At 67.6% G+C, this 12,864-nt stretch carries 12 protein-coding genes; 3 read left to right on the plus strand and 9 right to left on the minus strand.

The window, feature by feature from the left end:
- Positions 1–29 precede the first annotated feature (29 nt).
- On the minus strand, positions 30–983 hold the full coding sequence (gene motD / locus AC3WUM_RS16565; protein WP_492411483.1) for a flagellar motor protein MotD: 954 nt from the start codon (positions 981–983) through the stop codon (positions 30–32).
- Between the two features lie 217 nt (positions 984–1,200).
- Between motD and AC3WUM_RS16570 the strand changes: the two genes are divergently transcribed.
- Positions 1,201–2,355 (plus strand): helix-turn-helix transcriptional regulator, encoded by a 1,155-nt coding sequence (locus tag AC3WUM_RS16570; RefSeq protein ID WP_492411485.1) that lies wholly within the window; start codon positions 1,201–1,203, stop codon positions 2,353–2,355.
- Positions 2,356–2,419: 64 nt separating this feature from the next.
- Here the strand turns inward: AC3WUM_RS16570 and AC3WUM_RS16575 are convergent, their stop codons facing one another.
- From AC3WUM_RS16575 to flhF, 7 genes are read right to left on the minus strand one after another with little or no spacing between them, the layout of a single operon-like run.
- A complete protein-coding gene (locus AC3WUM_RS16575; RefSeq protein ID WP_492411487.1) occupies positions 2,420–3,160 on the minus strand; it encodes a flagellar motor protein in 741 nt (246 codons plus the stop codon).
- Positions 3,160–5,175 carry a chemotaxis protein CheA gene (locus AC3WUM_RS16580; protein WP_492411488.1) on the minus strand — a complete coding sequence of 672 codons (2,016 nt, stop codon included), beginning with the start codon at positions 5,173–5,175 and terminating at the stop codon, positions 3,160–3,162. Before AC3WUM_RS16580 ends, AC3WUM_RS16575 begins: the two co-directional genes overlap by 1 nt.
- Positions 5,176–5,214: 39 nt before the next feature.
- Positions 5,215–5,895, minus strand: coding sequence for a protein phosphatase CheZ (locus AC3WUM_RS16585; RefSeq protein WP_492411490.1), 681 nt, complete (start codon positions 5,893–5,895; stop codon positions 5,215–5,217).
- Between the two features lie 8 nt (positions 5,896–5,903).
- Positions 5,904–6,296: a chemotaxis response regulator CheY gene (locus AC3WUM_RS16590; RefSeq protein WP_492411492.1), complete on the minus strand. Its 393-nt coding sequence runs from the start codon at positions 6,294–6,296 to the stop codon at positions 5,904–5,906.
- A gap of 35 nt (positions 6,297–6,331) precedes the next feature.
- A complete protein-coding gene (locus tag AC3WUM_RS16595) occupies positions 6,332–7,144 on the minus strand; it encodes an RNA polymerase sigma factor FliA (RefSeq protein WP_492411494.1) in 813 nt (270 codons plus the stop codon).
- Positions 7,141–8,028, minus strand: coding sequence for a MinD/ParA family protein (locus tag AC3WUM_RS16600; protein ID WP_492411495.1), 888 nt, complete (start codon positions 8,026–8,028; stop codon positions 7,141–7,143). Before AC3WUM_RS16600 ends, AC3WUM_RS16595 begins: the two co-directional genes overlap by 4 nt.
- Positions 8,018–9,337 carry a flagellar biosynthesis GTPase FlhF gene (gene flhF, locus AC3WUM_RS16605; protein ID WP_492411497.1) on the minus strand — a complete coding sequence of 440 codons (1,320 nt, stop codon included), beginning with the start codon at positions 9,335–9,337 and terminating at the stop codon, positions 8,018–8,020. The genes AC3WUM_RS16600 and flhF overlap by 11 nt, the downstream gene beginning before the upstream one ends.
- A 435-nt stretch (positions 9,338–9,772) precedes the next feature.
- On the opposite strand from flhF, the gene imuA reads away from it, so the two are divergent.
- Both imuA and AC3WUM_RS16615 read left to right on the plus strand, forming a co-directional pair.
- On the plus strand, positions 9,773–10,402 hold the full coding sequence (imuA, locus tag AC3WUM_RS16610; protein ID WP_492411498.1) for a translesion DNA synthesis-associated protein ImuA: 630 nt from the start codon (positions 9,773–9,775) through the stop codon (positions 10,400–10,402).
- The gene (locus AC3WUM_RS16615; protein WP_492411500.1) at positions 10,399–11,850 is read left to right on the plus strand and encodes a Y-family DNA polymerase; all 1,452 of its coding nucleotides are present in this window, start codon (positions 10,399–10,401) and stop codon (positions 11,848–11,850) included. The genes imuA and AC3WUM_RS16615 overlap by 4 nt, the downstream gene beginning before the upstream one ends.
- A 365-nt stretch (positions 11,851–12,215) precedes the next feature.
- Here the strand turns inward: AC3WUM_RS16615 and AC3WUM_RS16620 are convergent, their stop codons facing one another.
- On the minus strand, positions 12,216–12,788 hold the full coding sequence (locus AC3WUM_RS16620; RefSeq protein WP_492411502.1) for a peroxiredoxin: 573 nt from the start codon (positions 12,786–12,788) through the stop codon (positions 12,216–12,218).
- Positions 12,789–12,864: the final 76 nt, after the last annotated feature.

Here is a 12,864-nt window from a genome sequence, read left to right on the forward strand (position 1 = left end):
CAGTGCGGGAGAGGGGAAAAAGCGAACGACTAAGGCATCAGCTCGGCTTGGCCGATGCCTGGTGTCGTCGCGGCGATCTTGTCTTTTTCCTCGGGCCGGCCCGCTTCGGCCGTCGGCATCATCGGCACACTCTCGCCGCCGCGGGCGAGTACCACGATCAGCACGCGACGGTTGCGATTGCGCCCTTCCTGCGCCGCGTTGTCGGCCACCGGACGAAACTCGCCGAAACCCGCCACGCTCAGCCGCGAAGGTTTGATGCCCTTGGCGACGAACAGATGCAGCACGCTCGCCGCACGCGCGGCCGAAAGCTCCCAGTTGCTCGGATAGACCGGCGTACTGATCGGCATCGAATCGGTATGCCCTTCGACCCGCATCGGGTTCGGGAATCGGGCGAGGATGCCGGCCACGGTGCCGAGCACCGGCCTGGCCTCGTTCGACAACGCGGCCGAGCCGCTCGGAAACAGGATGTCCGCGCGAATCTCCACTTCGAGCGTCTGCTCCGATGAACGAATGCGCACGAGTTTCTTCTGAACCAGATCGCCGAGCGCGTTCTCGATGTCCTGCCCCATCTTCTCGAGCGCCTGGCGCTCGGAAACCGCACGCCCGCTGCCACGGCCCGTCATGGTGTCCGGCGAGGCGCGCAGCGGCATCGGCAGGCGCGCCTGGATCATCTGCGCGACGTCGGGCTTCTTCGCCACCGGGCCGCCGGCCGTCATCGCCGCCTTCTGGCGCATCATGCTCGACTGGCTGTCGGGCTCCGAGCCACGCTGCTTCTCGCCGAACTGGATCGGATTGATCGATTTCGGAGCCCCGCTGAACTCGGCCTGCAGCGAATCCGCGAGCACGCGGTACTTGCCCTCGTTGACCGACGACACCGCGTACATGACCACGAACAGGGCGAGCAGCAGCACGAGCATGTCGCCATACGGAATGGCCCAGGCTTCGTGATTGACGTGGTCTTCGTGGGGTTTCTTGCGGGCCATGGGGCGGGAATCGGCAATCGCTTGACGCTTTTCGGCCGATTCCGCCCGATCTTGAGCTCCATTGCGCCAATCGTCGCTTCTCGACGCTGCCGGATTCTTCCACCGGTTGCGCAGACCATTTCAAGACGGCCGAGCCCAGCGCCGTAGGCGGAACGCAGTGCGCTGATCGCCGGTCCGGTGATAACGTTTACCGCAGGGGATTCCGGGGGAACGAAAGATGGTCGGCGGGCCGCGTCGCTTCGAACAGCAGCTGTCGTTCGTTCTCGAAAGCATCCATCAAGTGCCATTCGGCGAATCCACCTGGGCATCGGCACTCACCGCTATCGCGGATTACCTGGGAGCGGAGTGCGCGGACCTGACGTTCTCCGATCCTGTCCTGCAGCAGCTCACGCGCTGGGAACAGGCCCGGCTCGATACGCAGACCGTCGAGGAATACACCAGGACCTACATGGCGGCGAACTGGGCGGAGGTCCAGCCGCGCGTTCCGATCGCCTTGGGAATGCGGCAGGGACAGGTCGTCGCCGATATCGACTTCTGGGACGCGCCGGCACGCAAGCGGATGATGTTCTTCCAGGAGTATTACCACCCTCTCGTTCAGTGCGGCGAATGCCTCATGGGATGCGTGAGCAAGACCGCGGACGAACCCTGGGCTTACCTGGCTCCTCATTTCCGCAGCAGGGGTCCGCAGCAGGCGGAGGTGCGCGAGCGGCTCGGAATGCTGCTCCCGCATGTTCGTCGAGCCATTACCGCCGAGACCCGCCTACAGAGCGTTCGCCAGGAAAGGGAGGCACTCGCCGAGGCCCTCGACAACGTGGCGGACGCCGTGGCACTGCTGGATCGCAGCGGCAGGGTCGTGCGGGCCAACCGGGCGGCGGAAGCCGTCATCCGTCATGCGGGCGGCATGGACAGAGCGGCGGACGGACGGCTGGTTCTTTCCACGAGCCCGGCGCGAACGGCATTGGCGGCTGCGCTTGCCCAGTGCGCGAGCCCTTTGCTGTGGACTCCTGGCGCTGGCGTCATGCCGCCCGTGCGCATCGCCGTTCCAAGACCGCTGGGGCGTCCGCTGATCCTGACCCTGCAACCGCTGCCCAAGGAACTGTCTGGCGCTTTCAACGCCATCGCCCTGCTGTTCATCGCGAACCCCGATGCGCGCCCGGCGGATCGTAGTGCCGCCCTTCGCAAGGCCTACAAGCTCAGCCCTGGCGAAGCCCAGTTGGTACAGGCGCTCGCAGGCGGTGAAACATTGAAGGAGTTCGCCAGCCGCAACGATGTCAGCTACGAAACCGTTCGGTCTCAGCTTCGCCGCTGCTTCCAGAAGACGGGCGTTCGCCGGCAGGCGGAGCTGGTGTCGCTGGTATTGCGTGCGAAGTAGACCCGGCGGCCTTCACCGATCCGCTTCGTGAAGCCGCCCCCTGAAGCCCCGTCATCCGGTCGGCTCAGTGCACGTAGCCCTGCAGGCGCACTTCGATATTGCGCGGGTTGTCGCCCTGGCTGATGCCGATCAGCCCTTCGATGATCATTTCGCGCACGCGCGTCTGGTCGCTGATGACGGACTTGAGCTTGGCCGCCATCGGCAGGAAGAACAGGTTCGCCGAGCCGATGCCGTAGATCGTGGCGACGAAGGCGGCGGCGATGCCGTGGCCGAGCTTGGACGGATCGGCGAGGTTCGCCATCACCGCCATCAGGCCCATCACCGCGCCGATGATGCCGAGCGTCGGCGCATAGATGCCGAAGGCTTCGAACACTTTCGCCCCGGCCAGGTCGTGATGCTCGGATACCGACAGCTCCACTTCGAGCGTGCCGCGGATGACGTCGGGCTCGGCACCGTCGACGAGCATCTGCAGGCCCTTCTTGGTGAAATGATCGGATTCGCTCTCGACGCTGGGCTCGAGCGCGAGCAGGCCCTGCTTGCGCGCCGCGTTGCTCCATTCGACGATCTTCGCGATGAGGTCATTCGGCTGCTGCTGCGGCGGCTTGAAAATCCACTTGCCGAGCTTGAGTCCGTGCAGGAAGGTCTTCAGCGGCATCTGCATCATCACCGCCGACAAGGTGCCGACGATGACGATGACGAAGGCCGCGGGCGACAGCAGCGCGAGCGGGTTGGCGCCCTTCAGGATCGTGCCGACGATCAGCACGACGAAGGCGAGGATCGCGGCGACCAGACTCAGGATGTCCATCAGCGAGTCCTCGACAGATCGCGTTCGTAGGCGGCCACCAGGCCGGGAAGTTCGACGATGAGGGCGACGCGGCCCTCGCTCGTCACGGTGCCGCCGGCGATGCCCGACAGACCCTTGAGCAGGCGTCCGAGCGGCTTGACGACGATCTCCTCGCGGCCGCGCACGCTGCCGGCGACGAGCCCGTAGCGTTCGCTGCCGATGTTGACGACGACCACGTGCTCGCGCTCGCCGTCGTGCTCGTCACCGGTCCAGCGCGACAGCCGCAGCAGGCGCAGCGACTGGTCGCGATACGGCACGCGCTCCCAGCCCGCGTCGCCCTCACCGACGAGCGAGGCATCGAGCGTGAACACGTCCTGCACCGCTTGCAGCGGCAAGGCGAACAGGCGCGAGGCGCGCTCGATCATCAGCACGGGCTGGATCGCCAGCGTGAGCGGCAGGCGAATGCGAATGGTGCTGCCGCGGCCGGGTTCGGATTCGATGACGACCACGCCACCGAGCGCAACGATGTTGGAGCGCACCACGTCCATGCCGACGCCGCGCCCGGACAGATCGCTGATCTGCTCCTTGGTCGAGAAACCTGGCAGAAACACCAGCTGCAGACACTCCTCGCGTGTCATGCGCGCGGCCTCGGCCTCGCCGATGAGTCCACGCTCGAGCGCCTTGGCGCGCAGCCGATCGGCGTTCATGCCGGCGCCGTCGTCGCTCACGGTGACGACGATCTGGCCACCGCACTGCTCGGCCGACAGCACGATGCGGCCGCAGGCCGGCTTGCCCGCCGCGATGCGCGCCTCGGGCATTTCGAGCCCGTGATCGACCGCATTGCGCACCATGTGCATGAGCGGATCGCCGAGCGCTTCGACGAGCGTCTTGTCGAGCTCGGTGTCCTCACCGATGCGCTCGACCTCGACCTGCTTGCCGAGCTTGCGCGCGGTGTCGCGAGCGAGCTTCGGGAACTTGGCGAACAGCTTGCGGATCGGCTGCATGCGCATGCGCGTGACCTGCGCCTGCAGGCCGGAGGTGATGACGTCGAGTTCGGAGAACGTCTTGCGCAGCTCGCCGATCGCAGTCCCCGGAGTCGCGCCGAGACGCTTGATGCGATTGCGCACGAGCACGAGCTCGCCGATCAGGTCCATCACGTGGTCGAGGCGCTGGGTGTCGACGCGGATTTCGAGGCGCTCGGGGTCGGCTTGTCCAGCGGCGGCCAAGTGAGCTGCGCCGTTCCCCTCTCCCGCTTGCGGGAGAGGGTGGCGCGCAGCGCCGGGAGAGGGGCTGCCTGGAAAATGAGCCATGCTCGACGAATCGAGATTCCCTCTCTCCCCCGCTGCGCGGGGACTCTCTCCCGCAAGCGGGAGAGAGGAAAGACAGGCCGGTTGCGTACTGTTGGTGTGCGTTGCAGAAACCGACGCTGGCTTGCCCTGCAGCTGATCGAGCAGCGCCTCGAACTCGTCATCGGAGAACGGATCGCTGTTGCTTGTCCCCTCTCCCGCTTGCGGGAGAGGGTGGCTCGAAGAGCCGAGAGAGGGAAAGCTCGGAAGGAGCGCTCCCTTTTCAGAAAGCCCCTCTCTCCCCTCGCTACGCGAGGGACTCTCTCCCGCAAGCGGGAGAGAGGAACGACTACTCACGGCGTTCGACATCTGCGCCATCTGCCGCAACGCCATCACCAGCTCGTCGCAACGCGCCGGCACCCCATCCATCGCCACCAACTCGAGCATGCCGCGCAGCTTGTCCAGCGATTCCAGAATCGCGTCGAGCAGATCGGGGGTCAGCGTGCGAGTACCCGCCCGCAGCAAGCCGAAGACATCCTCGGCCGCGTGCGCGAGCTCGACCACCGCATCGAGCTCGAAGAACCCGGCGCTACCCTTGATCGTATGAAAGCCGCGAAAGATCGCATTGAGCAGTTCGCGATCGTCGGGCTTGCGCTCCAGGCCGACGAGCTGCTCCGACACACGCTCGATCAGATCGAGGCTTTCGTTCAGAAAGTCGGTCTTGAGCTCGTTGTCGATTTCGATGGCCATGTCGCCCGTGTCGCCTGTATAGCCTTGTGCGCCGCCGATCTAGAAGCCGAGATCCGCGAGCAAGGCATCGGCATCCTGCTGGCTCGCCGCGTTCGCCGCCGCCGGCCCCTTGAGGTCGGAGACGAGCGAAGGCTGATGCGTCTCTATCGGCCGCCGGGCTTCATCCTTTAGGCCGGCCTCGCCGGCCGATGCGAGCATCGGCCCGGCCACGCGAACCAGATCGACGAGCGCGCTCTCGACCTGCCGCACGAGCGCGATCACGCGGCGGATCAGCTGGCCCGACAAGTCCTGGTATTCCTGCGCGAGTGCGAGCGACAGCAGATTGCTGCGCAGGCGCTCCACCGCATCGGCCACGGGCTGGCCGCCCGCGTCGTGCAGCTCGTCGACGATGCGCCGGCTGTCTTCGACGAGGTCGAGCGTGCGATGCGCAGCGTCTTCGGTCATGCGCACCACGTGATCGAGGTGCGTGCAGGCGTCCTTGATCTCGCCCTGGGCGAGCCCGGCGATGCGGCTGTCGAGATCGAGTTCGCGCATCGCGGCGCTGACTTCGTGCGCGAGCCGCACCACGCCCTGGGCCAGCGGATGCCGCTCCGCGTGGCCCAGCTCGCTCAGCAAGGCATGCGCGGATTCTTCGTCGCCGGCTTCGAGCGCGGCAAGCGCCGCACGCAAGCCGGCTGCGAGCGCGACTGCGGCTCGCGGCTGCTGATCGTTCGAACTCATGGTCAGGCTCAGGCCGCAGCGGCAGCGCGCTGGAAGATCTTGTCGATCTTCTCCTTGAGCGTCACCGCGGTGAACGGCTTGATGATGTAGCCGTTCACGCCAGCCTGCGCCGCCTCGATGATCTGGTCGCGCTGCGCTTCGGCGGTGACCATCAGCACCGGCAGCCTGGCGAGCCGCGCGTCGCCGCGGATCGCGCGCAGCAGCTCGATGCCGGTCATGCCGGGCATGTTCCAGTCGGTGACGACGAATTCGAAATCACCGGCCTGCAGCATCGGCCAGGCGGTGCGGCCGTCGTCGGCCTCGGTGGTGTTGGTATAGCCCAGGTCGTGCAACAGGTTCTTCACGATGCGGCGCATCGTGGAGTAGTCGTCGACGATGAGAATCTTGGCGTTCTTGTCCATGAGGTTCTGGAATCGATGGAGTGTTGGATGAGGGATCAGGCGGCGCGAGCCGAGACGCCGACGGCCGCGTTCTTGCGCGGACGGCCGGCCTTCTTGATCGGGGTCGAGGCGGTGGCGCCGGCCCATTCCTGCAGCTGCGAGCGCACGCGCAGCAGCGCCTGGCCGTGGATCTGGCAGACGCGGCTTTCGGTGACGTCGAGCACCGCGCCGATTTCGCGCAGGTTGAGCTCTTCGTCGTAGTACAGCGACAGCACCATGCGTTCGCGTTCGGGCAATGCGGCGATCGCCTGCGCCAGTCGGCTCTGGAATTCGTCGCGCTCGATCGCCTCGAGCGGCGACGAATTCGGATCGGGCGCTTCGAACGGGTCGTCGCTGCCTTCGGGCGGCTCGTCTAGCGAGAGCACCTGGCATTGCACCGCGTCCTGGATCGCGGCGCGATAGGCTTCGGGCGTCAGGTCGAGCGCGGCGATGATCTCGTCTTCGCGCGCCTCGCGGCCTTCGCGCTGCTCGATCGTCTTCATCGCGCCGGAGATTTCGCGATGGCGGCGGTGCACCGAGCGCGGCGCCCAGTCGCCCCGGCGCAGCTCGTCCATCATCGCCCCGCGAATGCGGATGCCCGCATAGGTTTCGAACGAAGCGCCGCGCTCGCCGTTGTAGTGACGCGAGGCTTCGATGAGCCCGATCACGCCGGCCTGGATCAGGTCGTCGATGTCGACGCTCGGAGGCAGGCGCGCCGCGACGTGATAGGCGATGCGCTTGACCAGGTCCGCGTGCTGCTGCAGCAGCATGGCTTCGGCCGAAGCGTCGCGAGCCGGTTTCAGGTTGGTGTAGGCGGTGGCGAGACTCATCCCGCGCTCCTTTGAACGAGACGTTCGACGAAGAATTCGAGGTTGCCGCGCGCGCCGGTCGGCGAGCTCCACGTCAGCGCCTTCTTGGCGAGCTGGTGAAACGCCGCGGACGACGGGCAGTTGGGATAGACGTCGACGACCGCGCGCTGGCGGCGAACCGCGCGGCGCAGCCATTCGTCCTGCGGCACCGAGCCGAGATAGCTCAGCGTGATGTCGAGAAAGCGCTCGGCGACGCGGCGCAGGGACTCGAAGATCTCGCGCGCCTCGGCATCGTTGGCGACCATGTTCGCGAGCACCTGCACGCGCTGCACGCCGTGGCCCTTGTTGAGCACCTTGATCAGCGCGTAGGCATCGGTGATCGACGACGGATCCTGCGTCACCACCACGATCACCTGCTGGCTGGCCTGGCTCAGCGTGATGACCGAATCGGCGATGCCGGCCGCGGTGTCGACGACGAGCACGTCGAGCGGACGGCGCAGTTCCGAGAACGCCTGCACGATGCCCGCATGCTGCAGCGACGACAGCTCGGCCATGTGGCGCTTGCCGCTCGATGCGGGCACCACGCAGAGGCCGTGCGCGGCTTCGACGAGCGTGTCGTCGAGCGTGCATTCGCCCGCGAGTACGTTGGCGAGGTTGTAGCTCGGCTGCAGGCCGAGCATGACGTCGACGTTCGCAAGCCCGAGGTCGCCGTCGAGCAGCACCACTTTCTTGCCGGCCATCGCCATGGCCATCGACAGGTTCACCGAGACGTTGGTCTTGCCGACGCCGCCCTTGCCGCTGGTGACGGCCAGAACCTGCACCGGCTTGAGAGGACGCAGTCGCCGCAATCCCGCGGCCTGGTCTTGTGCATCGTGAGCGGGTGCATCATGAAAGTTAGAGGGCATGGGCCTGCGCCGCCTGGCTGAAGCTGGAGATGAGGAAGGATTCGTCCACCGGGGACTCGCTCTGGCGAGCGAGCTGGGTGGCGTGCAACACGAGCCGGTCGGCGCGCGCCGGCTGCAGATCTTCGGGAACGCGCTGGCCATTGGCGAGATAGTTCACGCGCAGGCCATGGCGCATCGTCACCGACAGCGCGCCACCGAGCCGGTGTGCCTCGTCGAGCTTGGTCAGCACGCAGCCGTCGAGCGTCAGCGCGCCGAAGCGCTCGACGATGTCGTGCTGCGCGCCGGGCTGCGCATTCGCGGCGAGCACCAGCCAGATCTTGAGCCCGCGCCCGGCCATCTTCAGCTGCTGGCTCTGGGCGACGAGCGCCTTGTCGCGCTGCGAAAGCCCGGCGGTGTCGATCAGCACGAGGCCGCGATCGGCCACGCGAGAAAGCACCGCGGACAGCGTGTCCTGCGCCGTCACCGCGTGCACCGGCACGCCGAGCAGACGGCCATACGTGAACAGCTGCTCCTGCGCGCCGACTCGATATTGGTCGGCGGTCACCAGCGCGATCTCGCGCACACCGTGCTCGCTCGCATAGCGCGCCGCGAGCTTGGCGATGGTGGTGGTCTTGCCGACGCCGGTCGGGCCGACGAGGGCGATCACCCCGCCCTGCATGACCGGATCGCTCGCATCGACCGCGAGCCGTCGCGACAGCAGGCCCAGCGGCAGGAAGCGGGCACGTTCGGGGTCGGAGCCTTCGGGCAACTCTTCGGCGATCGAGCGCGCGAGCTCGGGTTCGAGCCCGAGGTTGGCGAGCGCGCGCAGCGCCGCGGCCTGACGCGGACGATGCTTCTGCATGTCGCCCCAGCGCAGACCGGCGAGCTGCTCTTCGAGCAGCGAGCGCAGCGTCTGGATTTCGCGGTTGAGCTGCTCGGCGGCTTCGATGCCGGCGGCGGCCGCCATCGCGGTGACCGGGGAGTCCTGCGGCGCTTGCGCCGGCGCATGGGCTTCGGCCTGCGCATGCGCCGGGCCGTCGGCGTGTGAGGTCTGCGGCGCGGGCCGCGAGGCGACGACTTGCGTCTTCGTGCGCAGCGGCGGCGGAATCGCCTGCGTCGCTGGCGGCGTCGGATCGCCGTCGGGGCCGGCTTCGCTGCGCTGGCGCGCCGCGCTGTGCATGAGCGCGGCGTCGTAGTCGGTCGCCGCCACCACCTCGACGCCGCCCGGAACGCGGCGGCTCGACAGGATGACCGCATCGCCTCCCTGCTCCTCGCGCACCAGGCGCATCGCTTCGCGCATGGTGGTGGCCTGGAATCGTTTGATCTTCATACGCGTTGGCAACACCCGTTGTGTCCGCCGCGAAGGACCGATTCCTTCGGGCGGGCGGCAGGTGCAACCGCCGTTCCAGGGGTTCACAGCGGATTCACCGCCGTGCGGACAGCGGTTTTTTGTCACCGCGGCGAAGGTGACGAAGTGTTGTCGCCGGCGGGCGGCGGCCGGGCGTCAACAAGCTGGCAGCCGGCGGCGGACCCAGGCCCGACGGGCTGCTCGCCACCCACCCCATGCGGGGGCGCTTTTCTACAAAAAGTCACAAACGCGAGCCGGATCAAGCACTTCGGCGTGCCGTTGGATCAGTTCGAACTAATTTTCGAAGCGATTCCGAGACTTCCACCGAAGCTGCGCAGGCCCCGGTTTGCGTCGCGCTCCGGCGGCGCTACCGTATCCGTCCATGACCCTTCGTGGTCGCCGTCCGTCTCGCCCGCCGTGTCCTCGCGCCCGCTTCCCGACAGCCTGCTGCAGCGCTCCGACCTCTGGCTCGGGCACAAGGCCCAGCGCATCTCGGCCGAGCCCACCGGCCATGCGGCGCTCGATGCGCTGCTGCCCGGCGGTGGCTGGCCGCGCGGGGCGATCAGCGAAATCCTGCTGCCGCGGCCGGGTGTCGGCGAATGGAAGCTGCTGCTGCCGGCGCTCGTGCGCCTGTCCCAGGCTGGAAAACGCATTGCCCTGGTCGCCCCGCCGCATCTGCCGTATGCGCCCGCGCTCGCCAGCGCGGGCATCGCGCTCGAGTGCTGCTGGATCGTGCAGCCCGAGTCGGCCGCCGACGGCGTCTGGGCCATCGAACAGCTGCTGCGCAGCAGCGCGCTCGGCGCCGTGGTGGGCTGGTGCGAGACGGCCGACGAGCGCGTCCAGCGGCGCCTGCAACTCGCGGCCGAGCAGGCCGGCAGCGGTCCGCTGGGCCTGTTGCTGCGTCCGCCCGGCGCGCATCGGCAGCCCTCGGTCTCGGCCCTGCGCCTGAGCCTGAGTCCCGAAGCGGGCGGGCCGCGCATCGACATTCTGAAGGCCCGCGGCGGACGCAGCGGCCACAGCCTCAAGCTCGGCGGGCAGGCCGCATGAGCCTCTGGCTGTGCATCCAGCTGCCACAGCTGCCGCTCGAGGCCTTGAACGCCGACGCGAGCCGCAGCGTGGTCTACGCCCAGCACGGCTCGCGGCGCTGGGTGGTCGGCGGCACGCAGGCGCGCATCGGCCTCGGCGAAGCGCTCGGCAGCGTGCAGGCGCGCTTTCCCGATCTGCGCGTGCTGCCGCGCGACACCGCGGCCGAAGCGGCGGCGCTGCAGGCCGTGGCCTTCGCCGCCTATGGGCTCGGCGATCGCATCGCCATCGTCAGCGAAGCCCCGCGCGGGCTGTTCGACACGCCCTGGCTCGCGGTCAGCGTCGATGTCGGGCCGAGTTTGAAACTGTTCGGCGGCATCGACGGGCTGATGGATCGGGCGCAAGCGCTGCTGGCGCCGCTGCCCTACACCACCCGCATCGGGGTCGCGCCGAGCTTCGAGGCCGCCGCGGTCGCCGCACGCGCGGGGCTCGCGCCGATCGTCGAAGAGGGCGACGGCGACTGGACGCGGCATCTGTCGGCGCTGCCGATCACCATGCTGCGCTGGCCGCTGGCCGCCGAATCGGTACTCGCCGGCTCGGGCCACCAGACGCTCGCCGACGTGCATCGCCACGGCGCGTCCGCGCTCGCGGCGCGTCTGGGCCAGGAATTCCCGCGCGCCCTGCAGCGCCTGTTCGGCCAGTTGCCCGATCCGCGTCCATGGTTCGTGCCGCCAGCGCGTTACCGGCGCCGCTTCGACCTCGATGCCGAGATCGACGATTGGCAGGCCCTGCTGTTTCCGCTGCGCCGGCTGTTCGACGAATTCGAAGCCTATCTGCGCGCCCGCCAGGTCACCACGAGCCAGCTCACGCTGACGCTCGCGCGCCGGCGCAGCGAAGGCGAACGCTTCGTGCTGCGCACCACCGCGCCGACGCAGAGCGCGGCCATCTTCCACCGGCTGTTGCGCGAACGCTGGACCGCGCGCGGTCCGAGCGCCGCCGCCACCGAACTGCGCCTGAGCGCCGATCGTTTTTCCCCACTCGCGCCGCCGCAGGCCGGGCTGTTCGACGATGACGAAACCCGTGGAGGCGAAGCCTGGAACGGGCTGATCGACCGCCTGCGCGCACGCCTCGGCGACACCGCGATCTGGCAGCCCGGGCTGGCCGACGATCATCGGCCCGAGCGGGCCTGGTCGCCGGACGGGTCGCTCAAGCCGGCGGCTGCCGGGGCCTTGCCGCCGAGGCCGCTATGGCTTTTGCGACATCCGCGTCCGTGGACGCCGCATGCGCCCTTGGCGGCGCCCGAGCGCATCAGTGGCGGATGGTGGGATGGCGATCCGGTGGAGCGCGATTACTACCGTAGTGCCGGAGCTGACGGCGAAAGCCTGTGGGTTTATCAGGACCGGCGCGATGGGAAATGGTATTTGCAGGGTCTGGAGTTTGGTGATGCTGCCGGCGACGTGAGTGTTCGTTAGGCTTTGCGCTGGTTCAGCTGCGAGCTGAGAGTTTTTGAGGGCTCATCCTGGGATCGATAAATCCAAAGCAAAGCACCAGCAAAGCTGCAGCCGCTGTTGATTGTCCCCTCTCCCGCTTGCGGGAGAGGGTGGTCCGAAGGACCGGGAGAGGGGAAGCTCGAAAAGTGTGCTCACTTTGCCGATGAACCCTCTCTCCCCGCCTTCGGCGGGACTCTCTCCCGCAAGCGGGAGAGAGGACAAACAAGACAGCTCGACTCCGAAAATCAGCGGCGAGGCGTAGCGGCCGCTAGACACAGATGTTCAACCCCTGGCAGCGCCGGCTGGAGTGGCGAAAGAAAGTAGCCCGGCCGGAAAGACCAAAACCATCAGCCCCCCGGCTGCGCGGCCTTCCACTCCCGCAAGGCCTTCAACGTATTCTCCACATGCTTGTCCGGACTCAAGGCCGAATAGGCATACAGCACCTTTCCATCAGGCGTGATCACATACGAGGTGCGGTCCGCATGCCCCGGATAGATCAGCAAGGTCGCGTCGTAGCTCCGCGCGATCTTGAGTCCCGGATCGGCCGCCACCGCGAACTTGCCGTTGCATTCGCTCGGGCTCGCCGCGAACTTGTGCAGCGTCTCGATGTTGTCCTTCGAAACCCCGATCACCTGTGCGCCGAGCGCCTTGAACTGGTCGATCGCCTCGGCGAACTTGCGCGCCTCGATGTTGCAGCCCTTGGTGAACGCGGCCGGGTAGAAATACACCACCACCGGCCCCTGCTTGAGCGCATCGGCGAGCGAGAACTTGAACAGCTGGCCGTTCAGCGACGCTTCGGTCGTGAAATCCGGCGCGGAGGCGCCGATCTCGAGGCTGGCCCAGGCCGGCAGCGCGACGCAGCCGGTCAGCAGAACCGCCGCGGCGATGCGGCGCACACCCAACATTGCGGAAACAGCCATGGCGAACCTCGGTCGATGTCGACGGCATTGAAGACGCGCGATCATACGGCTTCGGCATCCCACTCGGATGCACGGC

It is taken from the genome of Hydrocarboniphaga sp. FW305-C-57, assembly GCF_058783045.1.

Excerpts from the sequence above, each read along its gene's own strand:
- AC3WUM_RS16570 (WP_492411485.1), top strand. The coding sequence starts at position 1,201 with ATGGTCGGCGGGCCGCGTCGCTTCGAACAGCAGCTGTCGTTCGTTCTC.
- AC3WUM_RS16620 (WP_492411502.1), bottom strand. The coding sequence starts at position 12,788 with ATGGCTGTTTCCGCAATGTTGGGTGTGCGCCGCATCGCCGCGGCGGTT.
- AC3WUM_RS16575 (WP_492411487.1), bottom strand. The coding sequence starts at position 3,160 with ATGGACATCCTGAGTCTGGTCGCCGCGATCCTCGCCTTCGTCGTGCTG.
- AC3WUM_RS16600 (WP_492411495.1), bottom strand. The coding sequence starts at position 8,028 with ATGCCCTCTAACTTTCATGATGCACCCGCTCACGATGCACAAGACCAG.
- AC3WUM_RS16580 (WP_492411488.1), bottom strand. The coding sequence starts at position 5,175 with ATGGCCATCGAAATCGACAACGAGCTCAAGACCGACTTTCTGAACGAA.
- AC3WUM_RS16595 (WP_492411494.1), bottom strand. The coding sequence starts at position 7,144 with ATGAGTCTCGCCACCGCCTACACCAACCTGAAACCGGCTCGCGACGCT.
- motD (WP_492411483.1), bottom strand. The coding sequence starts at position 983 with ATGGCCCGCAAGAAACCCCACGAAGACCACGTCAATCACGAAGCCTGG.
- AC3WUM_RS16585 (WP_492411490.1), bottom strand. The coding sequence starts at position 5,895 with ATGAGTTCGAACGATCAGCAGCCGCGAGCCGCAGTCGCGCTCGCAGCC.
- flhF (WP_492411497.1), bottom strand. The coding sequence starts at position 9,337 with ATGAAGATCAAACGATTCCAGGCCACCACCATGCGCGAAGCGATGCGC.
- AC3WUM_RS16590 (WP_492411492.1), bottom strand. The coding sequence starts at position 6,296 with ATGGACAAGAACGCCAAGATTCTCATCGTCGACGACTACTCCACGATG.
- AC3WUM_RS16615 (WP_492411500.1), top strand. The coding sequence starts at position 10,399 with ATGAGCCTCTGGCTGTGCATCCAGCTGCCACAGCTGCCGCTCGAGGCC.